Genomic DNA, 21,993 nt, shown 5'->3' on the forward strand with positions numbered 1-21,993 from the left:
AATTAAAATTGTTATTAATGTTATAAATCAATAGCTTACCGAACAGATTCAAATTACCCCGGCCCACCAATCCAACAAAAAAAGACGTCCTCGGACGTCTTTTTTTGTGCCTGGAATCCAGTCAAACCAAGCTCCCAGCACCATCAAGCAAGCAATACCAATCACTTTTGCGCAGCAAACACCCTACGCGCCGCCTTCTCATTTTTCATCGCCGCAATCTCCCGCTCACACGCTTCCACATCGAAAGAATTGTCCCACTTGGCAATGGCGATCGTGCCGATACCGTTCCCGATCAAATTCGTCACGGCTCGTGCTTCGTTGAGGAACCGATCGATGCCCAGGAGCAGGACAAGGCCTACCAGCGGAATGGAGTGGATGGTGGTGAGCGTTGCCGCGAGGGTGATGAATCCGGCCCCCGCCACGCCAGCCGAACCTTTCGACGTGAGCAGGAAAACGCCCAACAGGATCATCTGGTCCATAAACGTCAGTGGCGTATTGGTTGCCTGGGCAATGAAGATCGCGGCCATGGTCAGGTAGATGCAGGTGCCATCCGCGTTGAAGGTGTAGCCCGTCGGCAGCACCATTCCCACCACCGATTTCTTGCAGCCCAGCTTTTCAAGCTTGACCATCATTCGCGGCAGCACGGCCTCGGTTGAGCACGTCCCGAGCGTGATCAGGATCTCGTCCTTGAAGTAACGGAGAAACTGCAACAGGGGCATGCCTGACCATCGAGCCACCGTGCCCAGCACGATCACGATGAAGACCAGGGTGGTGACGTAGAGCGCGATCAACAACTGGCCGAGGGACAGCAGCGTACCGATACCATATTTGCCGATCGTGAACGCCATCCCCGCGCCAGCGCCAATCGGAGCCAGGCGCATGACCATGGCAACAATCTTGAACAGCCCTTGCAGGAACAGATCGATGGTATTGATCAGCGGTTTGCTGGTTTCCCCCATTTGAACCAGGGCCACGCCCATCAAGACAGAAAGCAGGATGACTTGCAGCATGGCGCCATTGGAGAACGCCCCGATGAAGGTTTGCGGGATGATGTTCATGAAGAAATCAATGGTGCCACCCTGCTCCGTGGCGGCTTGGCTGTACTTGGCGATAGCGCTGCCATCGAGCGTGTCGACATTGATGTTCATCCCAACGCCAGGCTTTACAACATTGACCACGACAAGGCCGATGACCAGGGCGATGGTCGAAAGGATCTCGAAATAGACCAGCGCCTTGACGCCAATCCGACCGACCTCCTTGATGCTGCCCATCTTGGCGATACCGACTACCACGGTGCCAAAAATAATGGGGGCCAACAGCATTTTGATCAGCCTGATAAAGCCATCTGCGAAAGGTTGGAGCTTGGCGCCGAATTGCGGTTCGAAGTGACCGATTGCGGCACCGACCACGATGCCGATCAGCACCTGGACGTACAGCTGGCTATACCAGCGGGACTTGGAGATTTCCACGGGAGCACCTCATTTTATTGTTGTGATGGGCGTGTGGTGTGGCGCCAACGGTTGACGCCGGATAACGGCGGCCTCAGGCGAAGAGGCCGCGTTCGGGGCTATCAGCCCTCGCCCAATTCGCGCATGACGGCGTACAAGGCGGACTTGGCTTCGAAGCCGACACCCGGAATGTCCGGCAGGCCCACGTAGCCGTTTTCCACGCGAATCCCGTCGGCAAACCCGCCGAACGGCTGGAACACGTCGGGATAGGATTCGTTACCGCCCAGATGCAGGCCCGCGGCGATATTCAGGGACATCTGATGGCCCCCGTGCGGAACGACGCGACGCGAAGACCAGCCCATCTCTTCCATCACCTTCAGGGTGCGCATGTACTCGACCAGGCCGTAGGACAGTGCACAATCGAACTGCAGGTAATCGCGATCAGGACGCATACCACCGTGACGCAGAAGATTACGGGCGTCCTGATGGGAGAACAGGTTTTCCCCGGTGGCCATGGGCAGTTCGTAGTGATTTGCAAGCTCAGCCTGGAGTGCGTAGTCCAGCGGATCGCCCACTTCTTCGTACCAGAAGAGGTTGTATTTTTTGATGGCCTCCGCGTATGCAATACCGGTCTTCAGATCGAAACGACCGTTGGCATCGACCGCCAGTCGACGACCATCACCTACCACTTCAAGTACCGCTTCGATGCGACGGATATCTTCGTCCAGAGGAACCGCACCGATCTTCATTTTGACAACGTCGTAGCCACGATCCAGATAGCTCTGCATTTCCGCTTTGAGCTTGGTCTGGTCCTTGCCAGGGTAGTAATAACCACCGGCGGCGTAGACCCATACCTTGTCGTCGGCCACGCCGTTGCGGTAACGGTCAGCCAACAAGCGATACAACGGCTTGCCTTCGATCTTGGCGACGGCGTCCCAGACGGCCATGTCGATAGTGCCCACCGCAACGGAGCGTTCACCATGGCCACCGGGTTTTTCGTTGGTCATCAGGGTTTTCCAGATGGCGAACGGATCAAGGTTATTGTTTTCTTTGTCGATCAGCGACTCAGGGTCGGCTTCGGTGATGCGCGCCAGGAAACGGTCACGCATCAAAGCACCTTGACCATAACGACCGTTGGAGTTGAAACCGTAGCCGATGACCGGTTTACCCTCGCGAATCACATCCGTGATGACAGCGACGACCGAGCAGGTCATCTTGGAAAAGTCGATGTAGGCATTGGCAATTGGCGAGGCAATGGAAACGGTTTTTTCACGGATGTCGACGATGCGCATGGCGGGTTCCTCTTGTTGTTGATGGCCCCACGTTATGCTTTGCGATGACACCCGCCCAATGCTAATAATGCCGCGCCCCATGCACAGGAGGCATTGCCCTTGGAACTCGTTTGGCTAGAAGATTTTTCAGCGTTGGCGGAGTACGGCAGCTTTGTTCGCGCCGCTGAGGCGCGCCACGTGACTCAACCGGCATTCAGCCGCAGAGTCCGTGCACTGGAAAACTGGATGGGTGTGGAACTGTTCGTTCGCACGCCACAAGGTGCCACGCTGACCGAGGCTGGGAAGCAGATTTTGCCCAGTGCCCAAGAGACGGCTAGACGCTTGTATCGCATGCGCAGCGAAGCCCAGGAAGTGGCAGGCATGGCGATCAAGACGCTGCAATTCGCGGCCACCCATTCGCTGTCGTTCACGTTTTTTCCGAAGTGGCTGAGAAGCACGGAGAACGGTGCCCCCATCGAGGCGGTGCGACTGCATTCCGATAGCATGGCGGCCTGTGAGCAGATGCTGATCCAGGGCCAGGTGCAGTTCCTGCTTTGCCATCGCCATCCGGATGTCCCGCCGCTGTTGGCCCCGGATCAGTTCATGGGCAAGAAGGTCGGCGAGGATGTACTCGTCCCACTGGCGAGCGCTTCCGCAAACTTTGGCAATGCGCCCGCAACGCTGCCGTACCTGGCGTATACCCAGGAGTCCGGGCTGGGGCGCATCGTCGCTCATCGACTCCAAGGCAAGGAAGAGTTCCTGCACCTCAAGCCGCTGTTCAGCAGCCACCTCGCAGCGGTGCTCATGTCCATGGCGCTGGAAAACAAAGGGGTGGCCTGGCTGCCAAGCAGCCTGACCGAGCAAGAGGTCGCCGACGGACGCCTGGTACGAGCCCTCGACGAAAGCTGGGATATCCCGCTGGATATTCACCTCACTCGTCCAACGGGTGCCATTAGCCCATCGGCGGAGGAGTTCTGGGCGAAGCTAAAGGATTGCTGAAGTTGCTTCGCCCGCGTCGGGCCATTGCGCCTCGACAGTCATCTCAGGTGTGATCGCGCCTCATCTCTGCCCATTCGATCAATGCCTGGATAGACGGCCCGAGTGCATGCCCCATGGGCGTGAGCCTGTATTCCACCTTCGGTGGCACTTGCGGATACACCGTCCGCAGCACAATGCCGTCCTTTTCCAACTGTTTTAGCTGTTGGATCAGCATTTTCTGGTTGATCCCTTCTATCAGCTTCTCCAGATCCGAGAAACGCAGCGCGCCCTTCGCCGCGAAAAGCTGGCACAAGATAATGATCTTCCACTTCCCTTCCAGCACGCGAAGCGTTTCGGTCGTTGCCTCGGCCCATTTCCGACGATTTTGCGGATCGCCGCAATCCCACTCCCGTTCCATTTCTTCCTCGATGGTGAGTTACACACCTTTTGGTAGGTACTTACCATTATCACATCAGCCTCCTAGAATCGGTGCAAGACAAATGACCCAGGAGGCTCAGCCATGAAAATCGGCATCATCGGAACCGGTAATATCGGGGGCACCCTCGCTCGCAAATTCAAGGCAGCGGGTCACGACATACGTGTTGCGAACTCTCGAGGCATCAACGGCGTTCGCGCATTCGCCGAAGAGATTGGAGCCGAACCGGTGGACATTCGCGGCGCAGTCGAGGGTGCGGATGTGATCGTGCTCTCCATACCGCTACCGGCGTTGAGCGCACTGCCTGCTGATCTGTTTGCCGCTGTACCGGGCAGCGTCCCGGTGGTGGACACGAGTAATTACTACCCTGGCCTACGTGACCCCAACATTGCTGAAATTGATCAAGGGATGACGGAAAGCGTTTGGGTTTCGAAGCAGATTGGGCGCCCCGTCATCAAGGCTTTCAACAATATCCTGGCTTATACCTTGGCAGAGTTGGGCAGTGCCCAAGGCACCCCGGGTCGCTTGGCAGCGGCAGTGGCTGGCGACGATCCCAAGGCGAAGGAAACGGTGATGTCCCTGGTCAACCAAGCGGGCTTCGATCCGGTGGACGGAGGTTCCCTGGAAGAGTCCTGGAGACAGCAACCGTGTACGCCAGGCTACTGCTGCGACTACGACGCCGAGACTCTGCGCAAGGCGCTTTTGACCGCCTCCAAAGGACAAGCCGCTGCGAAACGAGACGAGTTTCCTAAACACTTCGAGCGGCTCGGCCCCAACCCAAGCCATGCCGATATTGTCGCCATGAACCGCTCCTTGAACGCACCTGATTGACGCGTACTGACCGGCGCGATTTCGCCCCGTTCTAATGCGACGAAACATAAACAGACGGACCAACAGGCGCAGGCAACGCATAGGTCGCCTTCATCCATTCAATCTCGGCCTGGGGCGTCCTGCCGAACATCCGCTTGAACTCGCGGCTGAATTGCGAGGCGCTTTCGTAGCCGACGTTGAACGCTGCCGTCGAGGCGCTCATGGTGTTGCGCAGCATCAATAACCGCGCCTGGTGCAGGCGCGTCGATTTCAAATACTGCATGGGCGAGGAGTCTGTCACGCTGCGAAAATGCAGGTGAAAGTTGGGCACGCTCATGCCTGCTTCCTGGGCGAGCATTTCGACATCCAGATGCTCGTGGTAGCTGCCGTGGATCTTGCGGATCGCCCGGGTGATCTTGCCGAAGTGCCCCTGGCGACTGAGGGCGGCGCGCATCGAGCCGCCCTGCTCGCCGGTGAGGATCCGGTAGTAGATTTCCCGGATCAGCGACGGTCCGAGAATTAGCGCGTCGCCCGGATGACTCATGGCTTCCAGGAAACGCAGCGTCGAGCTGCGCAGCTGATCGTCCATGGGCGAGGCGTACATGCCTTTGGGTTGGGCATCGCTGGGGCCAAGGGTCTCATCCACTTGCAACATCAGCTCGCTGGCCAGTTGCAAATCGAGGCGCATGTAGATCGCCAGCATGGGCTCCTCGGCGCTGGCGTCGGTCTCCATGGTGAACGGAACCGGAACGGATACCACCAAGTAATGCTGGGCGTCGTACACATAGACTTCATCGCCCAGATAGCCGCGCTTGCGCCCCTGGCACAGGATCACGATACCGGGCTCGTACAGAACCGGTGTGCGCGTCAGCGACCGGTTCGAGCGAAGGAAACGAATGTCGTCCAGTGCGCTGAGGTTGTAGCCCTCGACTGGCGCGAGCTGTTCCATCAACTGCACCATGCGCGCAGCGGCCTGAATCATCGTCGTCCCCTTTGCTGGCCGTTCAACCGTCGGTCGAACGGGTCAGCGCTTCCCATTGATCAATCTCGCTGGCCGCCCGACTGAGTTTGTCGCGCACCAGGTTCAGTGCATCGCTGCCCAACAGCAAATGCGCGGGCGGCGTCGGGCTGGCAATGATCTGCAACATCGCCTGCGCCGCTTTGCGAGGATCGCCCAGTTGCTTGCCGCTTTTCTCCACGCGCGCTTTGCGTATCGGATCGAAACTGGCGTCGTAGTCGGCAATGCTCCTCGCCGTGCGCTGCATCGAACGGCCTGCCCAATCGGTGCGGAACGATCCGGGCGCAACGGCCGTCACGAAGATGTTGAACGGTAGCAGCTCCTTGCTCAACGTATCGGAGAGGCCTTCGAGGGCAAACTTGCTCGCGCAGTAATAGGAAATACCCGGCATCGTAATGGTGCCGCCCATGGACGTGATGTTGAGGATATGGCCGGCACGGCGCTGGCGAAAATACGGCACGAACGCCTTGGTCACCGCGACCGCGCCGAACACGTTGACGTCGAACTGGCGACGCATTTCCTCCAGCGGCGATTCTTCAAAGATGCCTTCGTGACCGTAGCCGGCGTTGTTGACCAGCACATCGACCGGGCCGTAGCTGGCCTCTGCCTCTGCCGCTGCCACTGCGCTATCGATTCGGTCGAACTCGGTGACATCCAGGATCACGCCGTGAGCACGCTCCGACGAAAGCGCTTCGAAGGCCTGCAACGCCGCCTCACTGCGCACGGTGCCGATGACGCGGTGGCCCGCTGCAAGCGCCTCTTGCGCCAGGGCGTTGCCCAAGCCACTGCTCACGCCGGTGATGAAGAGGGTTTTCCTGTCGTGCATGGTGAACTCCAAATGGGTAGACAGGAGGCCATGGTAACGATCGAAAAATGGCCCACCTATGCCGGTTTGCCTTGGGGCATTGCCTATTCCTATCAGCGCGTCAGATTCCCGGGCCTGTCACACGGGCTGGCAACCTGGCCAAGCGATCCCAACCGTTCGCATCGATCCCCGAGCAATTGGGCAACCACAGCTTCTGCAGCGGCAATTGCTCGAATACGGGCACCACGGCCGACGTGATCCGCGATTCCCCTGGATCAGCACCCAGCGCCAGGTCCCGCAACGGCATACGCGCGAGATGGGCCACACCGGCGTCAGTCAGCCATGGACTGTCAAGCAAGCCCAGGCGTTGCAAGGGCAGGTCGCGCAAACAGGCCAGGTCGGCATCGCGCAGGTCCAGGCCGCTTATTTCAAGTTCCTCCAACGGCAAGCCCAACTCGACGAGCTTGCGCAACACCTTGCCATCGATGCCCCGGCAAAAACTCAGATCGAGCCGCTTCAGCGGCAGGCCGGCCAGTTGCTTCAGTTCCTTCCAGGTGATGTCGTTCAACGACAACTCCAGGGACTCCAAGTCCAGGCCATGCAGATCACCCAACGTATCCGCGCAGACACCTTGCACATCAGACAATCCCAAGCGCTTCAAAGGAAACCCATGCAGCACATCGAGCCGCTCGATCACCTGCCGCAGGCACTTGAGGTTCAGCTCCGTGAGCGGCATTCCCTCCAGGATTTCAAGGTCGTCTTCGCAGATGAATGCAGAGTGCAGCGAAAGCTTTTCCAGGGGCAGATTTTGAATAGCCTGCAATACACTCTCGCCTGCATAGCAGTCGTCCAGACTCAACGAGCGCAATCCCGTCAGCTCGCCAAGCCAGGCAGGATCATCGAGGATCGCGCCGCGGTCACTGAGCGACAACCGTTCGAGTGGATGACTGGCCAACTGCGCCATGCCACGGGACGTCAACTCGCCCACGCGTTGCAACGTCAAAGATCGCAGCTTGAGGCGTGACAGTGCTTTAAGGCCATCGTCGGTGATGTCATCGCAACGGTTCAACGACAATTCCTGCAACGGGCTGTCGCTCAGTTGATGGAGAAAACGGTCATCAAAATCTTCGCCGTAGGTTTGCAACTTCAGCCGGCGCAACCGCGTGGTCGGCGGTAGGCACTGGGCGTTATCGTCGCGGGAAAAATTACTGACTTCCAAGGCTTCGAGGGCATTGGCAGGCAAACGCTGCCACATCTGCGGGCCGCAGATGAACCTGGGGCTGTTGAGCACCAACGTGCGCAGGGGCAACCCGGCCAGGGCGTCACACCATTCTGGCTCGGCATTGTCCAATTCCAGATGATCCACCGGCAGGCCATGCAGTTGCGGCAGCAACGGGCCGGGGCGATTTGTCAGGGCCGTGGTGTTCAGTTGAGCCATCACCCCATTAGCCGCCGGATCGCCCAGCCCCGCCGCGACGCGCAAACCTTCCAGTGTCGCCTCCCCAGTATCGAGCAGGTCGCGATAGAGCGATGCGCGTGCGGTGATGTCATCGGGGTTGGCGGCGAGTTGGGCGATCAGCGCGTTGCGAGTAGGGGTTGGCACGGTTTATCAGTCCGAAAGTCAGGGGCGCGAAACACAATTCGAGAGATGAAACAGGGCGCAAGAAAAACTATGAAGACGCCGTGCAAGTCGCTATGACCACTTATCCAGGGCTCCTGGCGCACCGCAGACCCTAGGCTAGAGTCAATGCTTTGCCAAGTTTTAAAGGATTGAAATCATGCCCACCCGTTACAGCGCCCCTGGCATCATGATCGTCGATATTTCCGGGCAAGCCGAGAACGCCCAGGACGTGGTCATACAGCCCGACGGTTCGATACTGATCGCGGGGTTCACTGATCACCCTCTCGACCCTGATTACGGCATGGATTTTTCGTTAGCTCGCCTTCGCCCCGACGGGAGTCTGGATACTACGTACGGCAACGCTGGACGGGAGGAGATTCATAAACAAATCCCCCTTGAAAAAACCTACACCCTGCAAGTCCAGGCCGACGGCGCGGTCGTAGCCGTTCATGAAGGCCACGACGACACGCCCATCGTCCAGCGTTGGGGCCCCGACGGCAAAGCCGATACGGTATTCAACAGCAACGCTGCGGCCAGCTTGTCCAGCGGGTTCGGCTATGGGCCGATCGTGGAGGCCAATGCCGATGGCGGTGTACAGGTCGCCGCAGTGGACGGCCAGTCGCTGAAGGTGGCCCAGTTGCTCGCCGATGGCACGCGCGACATGTCATTTGGCATCGACGGTGTGATGACGCTGCCCGCCCCCGGCACACTTCAGTCCGTGCAAGGCATTACCACGCTCGCGGATGGCAGCATGCTGGTCCACGGCGCACCCGCTTTCCACAACAGCTTGTTCAAGTACACCGCGAGCGGGGAACTCGACACCGGCTTCGGCGATAACGGCGTCCTCGCGCTGACGAGCTTTGGCAGCTATCGCGGCGGCGTGGCAGTGCAGGACGACGGCAAGATAGTGATGTCCGCCACGACCGCCTTCGATGACTTCACCGTAATGAGGTTCAACGCCGATGGCAGCCCAGACGTCAGCTTCGGCGACCAGGGCCTGGCTCGCATCGACCTGCCCGGTGTTTGGGCCGCCTCCACCGAAATCACGCTGCTGCCCGACGGCAAGATGCTGCTGGGCGGAACTGCTTTTGCCAACGGCGGCAGCGATTTTGCCGTCGTTCAGCTAAACGCCGACGGCAGCCTGGACACCACGTTCGGCAGCACGGACGGGAGCGCCAGATTGGTCGGTTCCTCTGGCAGCGACCTGTTGAAAGGCTTGGAGACAGACGAAATCCTGCGCGGCCTGGCAGGAGACGATGTGCTACAGGGCAACCTTGGCCGCGACCTGCTTTCCGGCGGCGCGGGACACGATGTGTTCAAGTACACCAGCGTAGCCGACAGCTTCCGAACCGCTGGAACCAGCAGCAGCGACCGCATACTCGACTTCAACCCCAGCGAGGACCGCATCGACCTCAGCACCCTGGGCTTCACTGGCATAGGCGACGGCTACGACGGCACGCTGGCGATCCGGAGCAATGCCGACCACACCCGCACCTATCTGAAAAGCTTCGAAGCCAATGCCGAAGGACAACGCTTCGAACTCATGATCGATGGCGACTTCGTCGCCCGACTTGACGACAATAACCTGGTATTCAGCGCGCCGGGCAGTGCCGCGCAAGCTGGGCCTGACAATGGTGCGGATCTGGCTGATCCAACTGCGCCAGGGTACGTGGAGCTGAGGCTGATAGGCATGACGGATCAGGATCCGACGGTGGTTTGATGAGGCCACGCAATAAATCTTTGGCCTTTTCACGCTGTGGTGAGGGAGCTTGCTCCCGTTGGGCCGGCCCGACGCTTCGGGCGAAGCAGCCTTACGATTTTGCGGTCGCTACGCAACCGAACGGGAGCAAGCTCCCTCGCCACGGTCACCTCTCTAGCCATGCCAATGTGCCTAATGGACGGCTGGTTTCGACCTTGTTGATAGCGGCAAAGCGATGTAGGGAAATACCACTGCTGGAACGCCAACGCTCCTACACGAAGCTCGGAAAGCGGTGTCTTGTGGCACTTGAGCGGGACGGCCTATAGTTCGTCGTCGCCCCAATGGCGACTCGGGTTTGGCGACCCGGAAACGAGGTAGCTCTTTCAACTGAATGAGGTCCTACCCATGAACCGATACATGCCCATCACCGGCATCGACTGCACCCCCGCCACCCTGCTGATCGACACCGAAGCCCCGCTTGATGTCCTCTTCGAAACCGCTGACTACCGCATCCGCACCGTGACCCAACTGCTGGAAAATATCGCGTTCCGCTCGGAGATCAGTTCCGACACGCTGGTGCTTTCCGACTTTTGCAAGATGCTGACGATCGCGTTGCGTGACGGGTGTGATGTGATGGATGTGATTGGCAGGCGATTGCGGGCGCAGGCGCCGGAGTAAGTGAAGACGGGCGACTATGGCCATAACGTAGGCCCCACCGTCGGGAGCAACTACATCTATCTAATCCGATGAGCTGTGGCGCAGTTCGTCAAGAACTGCGCCACATTTTCAATCCAAAATGGCGCGATTCCGAGAACTGCGCCATAATCGCGCCAAATCTTCTCTAACAGCGCCAGCATAACCATGCCTTCGACCACCGACATACTGAACAGTATCCTGGCATCCAGGAGCGGGGCGAGCCTCTCAGAGCTTTTGACCAAGCACCCGGAAATCGCCCGGCGAACGGCGCAGCGCATCCTTGCAAATCTGGTCGAAAGCAACCAAATCACTGCACAGGGAGAAGGCAGGGCACGACGTTATTTCGCAATAGAACACCAGGCCGAAACCCACGCCCTGAATACTGACACCGATGCCTTCCCTGCCTTCATTCCATTATCTGCAGACAGCCGGGACATACTCGCCTATATCAACCAGCCCACAGAAGCGCGCAAGCCGGTGGGCTACCAACGTGACTTTCTGGACGCCTATCGTCCTAACGAGACAGGGTACTTACCTGAGTCGTTGCGGCGCCAATTGCACAGGATGGGCAAAACCGCAGATGCGACGAAGCCAGCAGGCACTTACAGCCGGGCGGTCCTGAATCGCTTGTTGATTGATCTGTCGTGGGCATCAAGCCATCTGGAAGGGAACACCTACTCACGGCTCGACACGCGACAACTCATCGAGCAAGGTAAGGCAGCACAGGGCAAGGCCGCTATAGAAACGCAGATGATCTTGAACCATAAGACAGCTATCGAGCTTTTGGTCGAGAACATCGAGAGTGCCGAGTTCAACCGCTACACATTGATGAACCTGCATAGCGCCTTGGCCGAAAACCTGCTGCCCAACCCAGCAGACGAGGGCCGAATTCGCCAGCACGCCGTCGACATCGGGAAAAGCACCTATCGCCCGCTCTCAACGCCACAGCAAATTGAAGATGCACTGGACGTCCTGCTTGGCAAAGCCAATCAGATCGCTGATCCGTTCGAGCAGTCTTTCTTCATGATGGTGCATCTGCCCTATTTGCAGCCTTTTGCCGACATCAATAAACGCACCTCCCGACTGGCAGCGAATCTCCCTTTGTTCCGGGCCAACCTTTGTCCGCTGACTTTTCTGGATGTACCGGAGCAGGCGTACAGCCGAGCCACATTGGGTGTGTACGAAATGACCCGTGTAGAGCTGCTTCGCGACCTTTATATCTGGGCCTACGAACGCTCAACACAGGAATATCTGGCAATCAAGCAAGACCTTGCGGAACCCGATCCTTTACGCCTGGCATGGCGAGAGCTCATCAAGAAGACCATTCGGGAAATCGTCACTCACCCAGAGCTTGACCCATTGTCATGTATTCAACGCGCGGTAGCGGAATATGTTCCGGAAAGAGAGCAACCGGAGGTGCAAGCATTGATCGTCGAAGAACTCCGTCGACTGCACGAAGGGGTTCTCGCACGCTATGGGTTACGACCATCAGAGTTCATGTCCTGGAAGTCGCGCCATGGCCACTGATAGGTGAGTAAAGAAGTGGACAGATAACGCGGTCTTTCCCCGCCCCCATTACGGACCGTTTCAACCATGATTTAAATTCTTAGCCGCCTGATTCAAACAAAGAAAGGAAGAAAGGGGACGAAGAAAGGGGACAGATCTATTTATAAACCGAGCAAAACCAACAAATCTGCCCCTCTGCGTTTGTCCTTAAATAAATCGCTCCCTTTTCTTCCTCACTCAATAACCCCCAACACTATCATCAGCAAAAGATAGCCAAGACGCAGCAACACAACCGAAAACCTCATCACTGGTGCGAGCTTGCAGTTCTATAATCGCCCGTCTTGCATCAGCAATTAACCAGCCCGTCGAGTTCAATGTCAGCCAGGCATAGTCCAAACGACCCGCCGACATAAAATTTTCGAATAGCGTCGTTTTCACTTGAGCAGGATCAAACCAGCCAGGCAAACTCGCGCTCTCTGATATCCGCATATTCTTATTGAGAACTTCAAAGGAACAGCTAGTTTCCCACCAGTTCCCTCTGGCAAACTCACTGGGAAAGTCTCCCATATATGGATTGCCGTCATAGGAAATACATTCGAGAGGGGTTAATGTTCTAAACAGCTCTGCCTTGGGAAACCCCTTTGAATCGTCACCTGTTTTCAGAGAGACTGCATCAAGCTCCGATAAGTTTTCAAGTCCTACCCTCGCCGCGAACTGCTCAAGATCTAACGTCACCCCATCATCCAAACTGATCGCCATCATCGCGATTACTCCAAACAATTGGGAAGGAGTTCTCGCGATCTCAGTTGTCATGCGATCGGAGCTTACAAACATCTTTACAAAACAAGGCTCCCGCTCCACGAACCAGTGCATCCAATATCCAATATAGGTAGGACGAGAGCCATCACTCCAGATTGGGACCAGCGCAGGTGGAAAACCAAACCATTGAGCAGGCGCCTCTAGAGTGCAAATTGGTGACTTGATTCTTCCGGCCGCACACGCTACCACTGCATCCGACAGACTGAGAGCTTTAAGCGCGTTTTCAAAGTTCGTGTTCTTACCGTTTTGGCGCCAGCAAAGAAAGGGGACAGATTTATTTAACCATCAGAGCGATGACTTCCACTCGCCCTTTAAATAAACCTGCCCCCTTTCCACGACTACTAGAATTTTAAAAAAGGAGACAGTTTTACTTAACACAAAGCAATGGACTTTACTCTCTGCCGCACTTTTATCCCCACTACCGTTCTTCCTTCGGCCAACTCTCACCCGTGTTCCGCTCCCATTTCTTTCTGAGTTTCGGCAGTTTTCTTTCAAAATCAACTCGGTTTAACTCGACATCTTCTTTGGCGAGACGCGAGTAAGCGTTTCCCCGAAGATCTGCTTTCAAAATTTCGAGTTATTGGGGAGTGAACTGCCTACCTCTCAAATCTTGAATATCTGTAAGTTACGACTTGGTATCCTTAGCTAATTGCGTACTCAGAAGGCCCGTAGCGGAGTCACCGTCCTGAAAAACGCCTCCTCAACACCTGCCCCTCCTTTTGCTCCCCCTTTTGCACCATCAACTTATCCAGGAAATGTGATCCCCATCTAAATAATATAGCCCCTCAAGCTTTCCTGAAATTTTAGGCAGGTCGAGAACAGAATCTGAAACATACAAAAAAGGGAGTCTGCTCCTCAGCGCTTGAGCATTTGCAGAGTAGTCTGCCCAAGAAGGCTCAACCATCCCATTCCAAAATGTAACAAACGAGCCATCCTCAAGAAGAATTACAGGTTTTAAATACTCAACCTCTCCACTACCATCCCAGTACAGATAGCCTAAATAACTAGAACCATCCAGCCCAACAAAACTAGCGCGAACGATTATTTGAGCGTCACTACAAATCTCCTTGTCAAGGAGAGGTCGGACTGTCAGCTCATCTTCCGCAGACTCATCCATAGGGAAGTACCAAACGCCAGAACAAGCAAGATCATCAATGGTTAATTCATATATTTGTTTATCAGTCATGCTTGCATACCTATTTAATCAAATGCTTGATTGAGTCAAACAATTCGGGCCGCCCTATATCGCCATAGGCTTTCTGCAACCCGGAGCTTATCTGCCCAGAAGTATACGTAGCCGGCTTACCACCCACCATGGGAGGTAAATATTTACTGATAGCTTTATGCATTGCATCAGGATTCACCTTTCCCGTATGAGAGTACTGGGTAATTAAAGTCGCTGGGTGATCCAGCATGTCATTTTTCGTATACCCAAGCATCTTTCCCAAATATTGAGGCAAGGTGTGATGCGCTTGGAATCCTTTGTTTAACCCCTGAAGCTCTCGATAAGTGGGACTAATTACGTCAGGTACAATCGGACCTGTTGCTTTAACCCCCGAAACCAGTACCGACGCCCCACTCCCATCAAGGTACTTCCCAGCCCCCTTGAGCAGCGCGATTTCCATCGCCGCCTTAGCGGCCTCGGTTCCATAGTCGCGGAGGGGGTTTACGTCGCCAGGATAAGTCGCGCTGTCGAACGATGCGAGTACCTTGCTTCCTTGCGTGTAATCGTAAGGAGCGAACAACTGCCCTGTGGCCTGCCACCCATCGACAAACGACGCGGCGCCGCCCAGACCGGAGAACGCAGGTATAGCGCAACCGGCTCCGGTGATACAAGCGGGCGTGGAGAGGATCGCGCCGCCGAACCCTGCCGCTGCCCCTATCGCGCCGAGTACCGCGCGGCTTGCCTGGGACGACTGTCTGAGCTCCTTGTCGTTTAGCAGCAAGTCATCGTTGGCTTGGTCCCATTTCGAATATTCGTCATAGGCACCGGTCGCAATCAGCGCGCTTTGCGCACCTGAGAATCCCTTGCCATCCGCCTCAAGCGCTTTGACCGCCTGGTAGTTTGGATCGTCCACCGGAACCGAGGCGGAGCAATGAACCAGAGCACACGCAGCCGCTTTCAGTTCATAGGATTTTTCAGGTGTTTCCTTTTGTAGTTTCTCAAGTGCAACGGTCTCTTTCTGGTGAAGCTGGCGATTGTATTCGTCAGCCATCAATGCGACCCAAGAGGCTTTCTCGACATCGCCGCCAGCAAGACCGGCTGCCGTCAAACCGACGATCTGAGAAACCGCTTGTCGCAAATCAGGCTGTGTATCGAAAATGGCATTGAGTTCTCCAGCCATGGCCTGGCTGGCACCCGCCGCGATGGCCCCGGTCTTGAAGTCGCCGCCGGTAGCGCTGGAAATCGCTCCTCCCGCCAATGCATGCATGGCAGTACGAGCGACGCCCCCTTCGGCCCACATGGCCATGCCTGTGGTATCGCCTGCATTCTTCGCGGTTTGCCAATGGTCCTGTGCATAACCACCGACAAAATTGAACGTTGTCGCCGCTGCGACGGTACTTGCCTGATAGACCAGCCCATCACGGAGGTTCTGACCGAGGCTACCTCCATTGATAGCGGTTTTGATGATGCCTCCCGCAACACCCTGAGCCCCGGCGTGCAGCGCAAAACCACCCACTCCTTGAAGCGTATTTAAATCAAAACCCTTGGTGAGGTTGTTGAACGGCACTGTATTGCCGCCGAGTGCGGGGTCGATGACGCCCTTGGCAAAACCGGCCGTGATCCCGGCGATTACGTAGTTTTTCAGGTTATCTGACGAAAAGACGTCCTTGAAGGTCGCCCCCAGGTCACCCTTGTTGTTGATCGTACTGACCGCCGTTTGCGCAACTGCTGCCGAAAAACTCGCCGTGGCGGCGGCCGATGCAGCAGCGCCTACGGTCGCAGCCGTGGCAGCTGAAGCACCTGCGGCAGTTGCCGCCCCAGCAGCGGCGCTGCCAGCACTGGCGCCGACTGTAGCGGCAGTTGCAGTACCCGCCGTCAGCACGGTAACGATGATAATGATTGCCAACATCGCGCCCTGCCCCAGGCTCGAGTGGCTGTACTTAAACGACTCGTGAGTTTCCTTGATCAACCGCCAATCCACATCCCCTCGCTGCTCGGCCTCCTTGAGCCACGCCAACTTGGGGTCAGCCTTGACCATGACATCGATGGTCTGGCTGACTGTTTTCTCGTTGATATGCTTGATATCGATGTTCAAGCCATCGGCCGCTTTGATGGCCACGTTCCCCTGAGCTTGCAATTGGCTCTGAATCAAGGTTTCGTTGGTATGGCCTTTCCCCTTCATCGAGTTCCAAGCCAGACTTGAATCGCTCTTTGTATGGCTTTCCTGGCTCAGATCCTTGACACCCTCGAAGGTAATCGAACCGCCGCTCTGTAACGTCAGGTCATTGCCGCTGCTCAGCTTGGCCGCCTGATAACGCTGGTCGCTCCCGCTGAGCAATACCAAGTCACCGCCCGTAATGATCTGGCTGCCCACATGCGTAACCTTGGTCACCTCATCCCGCTGAGTCTTCTTGCTTCCCCAGCCCCCTTTCTTCTTCATGTCGTACAGCGAATAGTGGCTGTTTTGCGCAGCTAGCAGCTCAAGCCTGCCACCCGCCACGAAATAGGCCTCGTTTGCAGCGTTGACCTTGCTGGAAATCAGCGCCAGGTCCTGCCCCGCGCTCAAGGCAACGTTGCGTCCCGCCTTGACCGTCGAAGCCATTTGGATGACATGATCCTCTTGGCTGGTGACCTTCTTGGACTTGTCGTAGGAGTGCTGCTCATCCGCTGCCGAGGCGAGGGTCAAGTTTTCTTTGGCGGCGAGAGTGACGTCACGCTTGGCATCGATCTGGCTGGCGACGACGGTGAGGTTGCGGCCGGCATTGGCGGTCAGGTCGCGGCCGCTGTCGAGGCTGGAGCCATATTGTTTGATGTCCTGGTCACGATGCCGACCGCGAGTGCCGCTGGTGATGCGTTCGGCGGCAATGAGATTGACATCGCGCGAGGCATTGAGCGTGGTGTCGGCTCCGCTTTTCAGCACACCGCCGACATTGTTAATGTCACGCCCGGCACTGACGCCCAGGTTGTTTCCCGCTTCGATGCGGGCGGCGCTGTCGATGAAGTCGGTGCGTTCGGTGCGGTAGCCGCTGCTGCTTTCGTGAGTAGTAACTGTACGTTCGTTGATCACGTCGCCGGTGAGGGCCACAACACTCACATCCCGCCCAGCAATAACCCCACCAGCCCGGTTAGTAAGGTCATTACCCGCCAACGCCTCAAGCCGATTGCCCGCCTCCAGCAACCCGCTGTTAACCAGGCTGTCGCCCGCCGTCGCCCTCAGGTTGCTGGACGCCCGCAAGGTGCCCGCATTGTTCAGGTTCTTGCCAGCAATCAGGCTGACGTCCGAGCCTTGGATCAGCGCCCCATTCGCCGCCAGACGATGATTGGCCTGGGCCAGATACAGCACCGGCACCAGCACCTGCTCGTTATTCACCGTCCGAGTTTCCATCCAGACGATGTCATGGGTCAGGGCCGCAACCTGTTCGGCGGTCAGGCTCACGCCCAGGGACAGGTTGAGAGCGTCCTTGCTGGCGATGGCGTTGTTCATCAGGTACTTGAACATGCCGTCGTCGGAGGTCTGGCCGTCGAGGAAGCGCTGGCCGGTTCGGGCGATCACGGCTTGCTGGATCAGGCGTTGTTCGTAGAACCCATCGCCCAGGCGCTTGGCGGCGGTGTCCGGGTCGTAGCCCAGATTCGACAGCAGGTAATCCGAGCTCATGAAGCGACGCATGTCGGTCAGCGCCGGGTTGGTCTCGATCAGGTATTTTTGCGGGTTGGCCTGGAACGAGCGATCCGGCAGGCCACGCACTTGCGTCAGCCCCGTGCCTTGGGTTGGCGTGGTGGAGCCGTCGCCGCCCATGCGGAACAGGCCGTTTTGCCCGGTGGGCAAGTCGAAGCCCGGCAGGGCCAGTGGATCGACCTGTTGCTGGGTCAGGCTTGGCGGGAGTTGCCGATTGACGCTGATGCGGGTCGAGAAGGCGTTGTCGGCCTGGGTGTCGGTACGCGGGCCGGCGCCGACGTAGTTGTAGCCGCCACGCACGACGCCGCTGTTGAGGTCGCCCTGGGTAGGAATGTCGACGGCGCCACCGGCCTGGATAATCGCGGCATAGGTCTGGTTATCGGTGGTGGTTGTTTGAGTGTGGAACTGCGGTAGCTCACGTTCGGTCATGCCGATGAAGCGGCTCATCGCTGCTTCAAGGCCGCCCAGGTCGTTGGCGTTGTAGCCCGGGCTCTGCAACCAGTATTTGTTGGTAAAGTCGTTGGCAGCGGCGCGCCAGCCACTCGGGTGGCGCGTGCGCTCGGACCTGAAGGTGCGCGAGGTTTCGATTTCGCCGGTCTCGATGCCGATGTTGTCCAGGCTGACGAGGTTGGCGGTCAATGCGCCGCCGACGCCGATGCTGCTGCTCCGGTTGGTCAGGGTGTCGCCCTGGATATTCAGGTTGCCGCCGGTGGTGATGCTGGAGGCGGCGCTGGCCGCGGTGACTTCGAACTTGTCGCGCTGGACGATCTGCCAGACGTGGTTTTCCTTGCCACCGCTGCAATCCCCGGCGTTGTACCCTTCGATGCATGTCACTTCCCTGATCGAGGCGGTGTAGATGCCTGCATCGTGGGTGGTCAAGACCTCGCGGATGTTGTCGATCGTGCTGGCCGCCAGGCGCATGTTGCCGTCGCTTTGCAGCGTGCCGGAGCTGTTGAGGATGCGGCTGGCACGGGTGCCGAGGCCGTCGCGATCGATGCTCAGGTCACCCAGGCTGTAGATATCGGCATAGCGGTTGGTCAGGCTGTTGACGCGCAGGCTGGTATTACCGCCGCTGAAGATCAATCCGCGTTCGTTGAGCAAATCACCGGTCGTTACGCCGAGCGCGCCGGCACTGCCCAGCGTGCCGTAGTTGTTGAGCGTGGCGGCCGTGACGCTCATATCCGCCGCCGAGGTCAGGCGACCGTAGCTGTTGAGGACGCCATCGACCACGACGGTTGTGTTGCCGCCGCCCGCGATACTGCCGTTTTGCTCCAGGTTGATCAGTGCCGCCTTGAGGCCCAAGGTGCCGAGACTGCTCAAGCGGCCATTGCCTGTATAGGCACCGGTCAGCTGCAGATCGATCGCCCCGTCGCTGCCGATCAGGCCGTCCACGCGCCAGTTGCTGCCGCGGCCTTCCATGCTATCGGCGCTGAGCAACTGGCCGGTGGCCGTCTGGGTCAGTTGATCGACATGAACCACCAGATGGCCGGCCTGGATCGCGGTGCTGTTGGTCCAGCGGTCAGCTGTCACCGTCAGGTTACCGTAGGTCACCAGTTGCCCACCCGCCTGGCCCAGGTTGGCCTGGCTGATACCAAACAGTCCCAGGCCGGTGTGCAGCAGCTTGCCACCCACGTTCTGGACGCTGCCGGTGATGAAGCCCACATCATTACTGGCGGTTTCGAGGGTGCCGTCGCTGTTATCGAACAGCCCCCCGATTTTGAATGCCGTGGTGCTGTTCTGGCCCAGGGTGCGCAGTTGGCCTTTCTGGTTGCTCAAACTGGCGGCCAGAATGTCCAGGCTGTCCTGGCTTTCAATAATGCCGGAGTTGTTGTTCAGCGCCCCCGAAAGGTCAAAGTCGATGCGACTGGCGCTGACCTGCCCGTCGCCGCTGTTGTCCATGCCCCGGCCAGTGACCCAGACCTTGCCCGTGGCGTATATCCCGCCGTTGCGATTGTTGATATCCGCCGCTGCGTTGGTGACCACGACATCGCCGGCTTGCGCAGCGATGCGTCCGCCGTCGTTGAACAGCCCAGCCAAGGCTTGGATGCTGAGTCCTTGGGCCTGGATCGTGCCGCCCTGGCGGTTCACGTCGTAGCCGTTTTTCAGCACGCCGGTGGTGCGTGCTTCCAGCGCGGCCTTGACGCTGGACAGCACGCCGCCACGGTTGTCCAGGTTGGTGGCAAAGACACTCAGCTTGGCGTCCTTGGCGATGATGCTGCCGCCCTGGTTATCGATGTCGCCGGATACATCCACGGTGACCAGGCCCTCGCCTTGCAGCGTGCCCTTGGCGTTATTCAGACTGGCAGCATCGAACTCGACCTCGGCAGCACGGCTAGCGAGCAGGCCTTTTTCGGCGTTGTTGACCGCGCCGGTGGCGCTGACCAGCAACTTGCCATTGGCGGCCACGGTGCCTTTGTTGCTGTTGTCCAGGCTGGCGGTGCGCACGGTCATGACGCCTTGGCTGGATAGCTCGCCGCCCCGGTTGTTGATCGCGCCGGTGTTAGTGATGTCGAGGTTCTTGCCGGCCATGACCAGGCCGGTCAGGTTGTCCAGGCTGCCGAGGACCAGGGTCGCGCTGTTCAGGCTCGACAGTTCACCTGCATTGTTTTCCAAATGGCCCAGGCTGGCCGTCAGCAGGCCCTGGCTATTGATCAGGCCGCCCTGGCTGTTGAGGACTTGATCGGCGCTCAGGTGCAGTTCGGTGTTACCCAGGATCCGGCCTTTATTGCGGTTATCCACAACGTTGCCGGTGACGGTGGTCTTGCCCTGCCCACTGAGCGTGCCGCCCTGGTTATTCAGCGCAGCGGTGGACGTGACATTCAGGTCGCGACTGGCGATGACGGTTTTGCCTGCGTTGTTCAACTGCTTGGCGGTGAGGGTGACATCCCCCGTGGTATTGCGGCTGTTATCGGCGTTGACCCCGGCCTCGATAATGCCGTTGTTGGTCAGCGTGCCGCCGCTGTCCAGGTGAATGCTGTCGCGCGCCACCAGGTTCTGCTGGCTGGTCAGGTCACCCTGGGTTTTGACTTCGAGCCGGCTACCGGCATACACCTGGCCACGGGTCTCCAGGCTCTTGGCCTCGATGTCGATGGCGCCGGCAGCCGCTGTCTGCGCCAGACTCAAATGCCCATTCGCATCGAGCTGGATATCCCCGCCACTGGCAACCATCTTGCCATCCAGCTTCACCCCGACACCCGCTTCGGTGCCCACCAGCTTGATCGCGCCGGCGTACATGCCGCCCAACGCCGAGGAGTCGATCGCCAGTTCGGGTTTGGCGCTGCCGTCGTCTGCACGGGCCGTGGCGTTCAGCGTGTTGGCGTTGACGTCATTGCGTCCGGCCACGATCGTCAGGTTCTTGGCCTGGATCTCGGCGTTGATCTTGGCGCTGCGGGTGATGATTTCGAAACGGTCGACGTTGTTCGCGTTGAGGCCCGCGCCTTCAATGGCCACGCTGCCCTGATCCACTTGATAGCGGCTCAACTGGCCGTTTTCGATGATCGGCTTGCCCGTGGTCAGGGTCGCTTTTGGCGTATTGATGAAGCCGCAGCCGTTACAGGTGATGCCATACGGGTTCGCGACGATGACATGGGCCGACTGTCCCGCCACTTCGGTGTAGCCGCGCAACTGGCTGGGGTTGCCGCCGTTGACCTCGTTGAGAATGACTTTGGCCGCCGTGCCCTTGAGGTTCGGGTTGCCGAGGATGATCCCGCCCAGTTGCGTGGGTTGGGCGGGGTTGGTGGCGTTGTTGAGGATGACGCCGTTTTTTCCAACGTTGTAGTCGCTGAATTTGTTGTGGGACAGGCCGCTGCCGTTGGGCTTGGCGATGTTGACGATGGGCACGCCGTTGCCCGCCTTGCCAAGACTGGTGCCCGGCGCGCTGACGACGATGCCGTCGGCCTGGGCCCACAGCGGTTGCCAGAACATGACGTTGGCGAGCAGGAACGCCAGGCCACGCTTGGGCATGCCCCAGAAGGCATCACGGGTTTTCAGGGCAGCACCGGGCTGGCGGGCCAGGAAGGCGTATTGGCGGTCGTCCATGATCGGG

General features: G+C 58.2%; 14 protein-coding genes. 5 read left to right on the forward strand and 9 right to left on the reverse strand.

Features of this window, described 5'->3' with window-relative positions; translation table 11 throughout:
* Positions 1–161 precede the first annotated feature (161 nt).
* The gene (gene dctA, locus JMN22_RS18295) at positions 162–1,469 is read right to left on the reverse strand and encodes a C4-dicarboxylate transporter DctA (RefSeq protein ID WP_198797637.1); all 1,308 of its coding nucleotides are present in this window, start codon (positions 1,467–1,469) and stop codon (positions 162–164) included.
* Between the two features lie 101 nt (positions 1,470–1,570).
* Positions 1,571–2,740, reverse strand: coding sequence for a mandelate racemase/muconate lactonizing enzyme family protein (locus tag JMN22_RS18300; RefSeq protein ID WP_198797638.1), 1,170 nt, complete (start codon positions 2,738–2,740; stop codon positions 1,571–1,573).
* Positions 2,741–2,839: 99 nt separating this feature from the next.
* Here JMN22_RS18300 and JMN22_RS18305 point away from each other — a divergent pair, with 99 nt between their 5' ends.
* Positions 2,840–3,718 carry a LysR family transcriptional regulator gene (locus JMN22_RS18305; RefSeq protein WP_198797639.1) on the forward strand — a complete coding sequence of 293 codons (879 nt, stop codon included), beginning with the start codon at positions 2,840–2,842 and terminating at the stop codon, positions 3,716–3,718.
* A gap of 43 nt (positions 3,719–3,761) precedes the next feature.
* On the opposite strand, the gene JMN22_RS18310 is transcribed toward JMN22_RS18305, so the two are convergent.
* Positions 3,762–4,115 carry a winged helix-turn-helix transcriptional regulator gene (locus JMN22_RS18310; RefSeq protein WP_198797640.1) on the reverse strand — a complete coding sequence of 118 codons (354 nt, stop codon included), beginning with the start codon at positions 4,113–4,115 and terminating at the stop codon, positions 3,762–3,764.
* A 102-nt stretch (positions 4,116–4,217) separates the two neighbouring features.
* Between JMN22_RS18310 and JMN22_RS18315 the strand changes: the two genes are divergently transcribed.
* Positions 4,218–4,964 carry an NADPH-dependent F420 reductase gene (locus tag JMN22_RS18315; protein ID WP_030139743.1) on the forward strand — a complete coding sequence of 249 codons (747 nt, stop codon included), beginning with the start codon at positions 4,218–4,220 and terminating at the stop codon, positions 4,962–4,964.
* 31 nt (positions 4,965–4,995) lie between these two features.
* Here the strand turns inward: JMN22_RS18315 and JMN22_RS18320 are convergent, their stop codons facing one another.
* The 3 genes from JMN22_RS18320 to JMN22_RS18330 all read right to left on the reverse strand — a co-directional run bounded on the left by JMN22_RS18320 (position 4,996) and on the right by JMN22_RS18330 (position 8,369).
* On the reverse strand, positions 4,996–5,925 hold the full coding sequence (locus JMN22_RS18320; RefSeq protein ID WP_198797641.1) for an AraC family transcriptional regulator: 930 nt from the start codon (positions 5,923–5,925) through the stop codon (positions 4,996–4,998).
* Positions 5,926–5,947: 22 nt separating this feature from the next.
* Positions 5,948–6,787, reverse strand: coding sequence for an oxidoreductase (locus tag JMN22_RS18325; protein ID WP_198797642.1), 840 nt, complete (start codon positions 6,785–6,787; stop codon positions 5,948–5,950).
* A gap of 100 nt (positions 6,788–6,887) precedes the next feature.
* Entirely contained in the window at positions 6,888–8,369 is a 1,482-nt protein-coding gene (locus JMN22_RS18330) for a leucine-rich repeat domain-containing protein (RefSeq protein WP_198797643.1), read from the reverse strand.
* Between the two features lie 175 nt (positions 8,370–8,544).
* Here JMN22_RS18330 and JMN22_RS18335 point away from each other — a divergent pair, with 175 nt between their 5' ends.
* The 3 genes from JMN22_RS18335 to JMN22_RS18345 all read left to right on the forward strand — a co-directional run bounded on the left by JMN22_RS18335 (position 8,545) and on the right by JMN22_RS18345 (position 12,309).
* Positions 8,545–10,107: a M10 family metallopeptidase C-terminal domain-containing protein gene (locus tag JMN22_RS18335; RefSeq protein ID WP_198797644.1), complete on the forward strand. Its 1,563-nt coding sequence runs from the start codon at positions 8,545–8,547 to the stop codon at positions 10,105–10,107.
* 384 nt (positions 10,108–10,491) lie between these two features.
* Entirely contained in the window at positions 10,492–10,764 is a 273-nt protein-coding gene (locus JMN22_RS18340) for a hypothetical protein (protein ID WP_030139738.1), read from the forward strand.
* 183 nt (positions 10,765–10,947) lie between these two features.
* The gene (locus JMN22_RS18345; protein ID WP_198797645.1) at positions 10,948–12,309 is read left to right on the forward strand and encodes a Fic family protein; all 1,362 of its coding nucleotides are present in this window, start codon (positions 10,948–10,950) and stop codon (positions 12,307–12,309) included.
* A 216-nt stretch (positions 12,310–12,525) separates the two neighbouring features.
* Here the strand turns inward: JMN22_RS18345 and JMN22_RS18350 are convergent, their stop codons facing one another.
* From JMN22_RS18350 to JMN22_RS18360, 3 genes are all read right to left on the reverse strand, one after another.
* Positions 12,526–13,050 carry a hypothetical protein gene (locus JMN22_RS18350; protein ID WP_198797646.1) on the reverse strand — a complete coding sequence of 175 codons (525 nt, stop codon included), beginning with the start codon at positions 13,048–13,050 and terminating at the stop codon, positions 12,526–12,528.
* Between the two features lie 796 nt (positions 13,051–13,846).
* A complete protein-coding gene (locus tag JMN22_RS18355) occupies positions 13,847–14,293 on the reverse strand; it encodes a hypothetical protein (protein WP_080628548.1) in 447 nt (148 codons plus the stop codon).
* A 10-nt stretch (positions 14,294–14,303) separates the two neighbouring features.
* Complete coding sequence (locus JMN22_RS18360; protein WP_236010375.1) at positions 14,304–21,986, reverse strand: two-partner secretion domain-containing protein; 7,683 nt, start codon at positions 21,984–21,986, stop codon at positions 14,304–14,306.
* Positions 21,987–21,993: the final 7 nt, after the last annotated feature.

Origin of the sequence: Pseudomonas sp. HB05, from assembly GCF_016756915.1 — a bacterium.
GTDB lineage: Bacteria > Pseudomonadota > Gammaproteobacteria > Pseudomonadales > Pseudomonadaceae > Aquipseudomonas > Aquipseudomonas alvandae.

What these genes read in the sequence shown, in the direction of transcription:
- JMN22_RS18360 (WP_236010375.1), bottom strand. Translation starts at nt 21,986, where the DNA reads ATGGACGACCGCCAATACGCCTTCCTGGCCCGCCAGCCCGGTGCTGCC.
- JMN22_RS18350 (WP_198797646.1), bottom strand. Translation starts at nt 13,050, where the DNA reads ATGATGGCGATCAGTTTGGATGATGGGGTGACGTTAGATCTTGAGCAG.
- JMN22_RS18345 (WP_198797645.1), top strand. Translation starts at nt 10,948, where the DNA reads ATGCCTTCGACCACCGACATACTGAACAGTATCCTGGCATCCAGGAGC.
- JMN22_RS18335 (WP_198797644.1), top strand. Translation starts at nt 8,545, where the DNA reads ATGCCCACCCGTTACAGCGCCCCTGGCATCATGATCGTCGATATTTCC.
- JMN22_RS18320 (WP_198797641.1), bottom strand. Translation starts at nt 5,925, where the DNA reads ATGATTCAGGCCGCTGCGCGCATGGTGCAGTTGATGGAACAGCTCGCG.
- JMN22_RS18310 (WP_198797640.1), bottom strand. Translation starts at nt 4,115, where the DNA reads ATGGAACGGGAGTGGGATTGCGGCGATCCGCAAAATCGTCGGAAATGG.
- JMN22_RS18355 (WP_080628548.1), bottom strand. Translation starts at nt 14,293, where the DNA reads ATGACTGATAAACAAATATATGAATTAACCATTGATGATCTTGCTTGT.
- JMN22_RS18315 (WP_030139743.1), top strand. Translation starts at nt 4,218, where the DNA reads ATGAAAATCGGCATCATCGGAACCGGTAATATCGGGGGCACCCTCGCT.
- JMN22_RS18340 (WP_030139738.1), top strand. Translation starts at nt 10,492, where the DNA reads ATGAACCGATACATGCCCATCACCGGCATCGACTGCACCCCCGCCACC.
- JMN22_RS18325 (WP_198797642.1), bottom strand. Translation starts at nt 6,787, where the DNA reads ATGCACGACAGGAAAACCCTCTTCATCACCGGCGTGAGCAGTGGCTTG.
- JMN22_RS18300 (WP_198797638.1), bottom strand. Translation starts at nt 2,740, where the DNA reads ATGCGCATCGTCGACATCCGTGAAAAAACCGTTTCCATTGCCTCGCCA.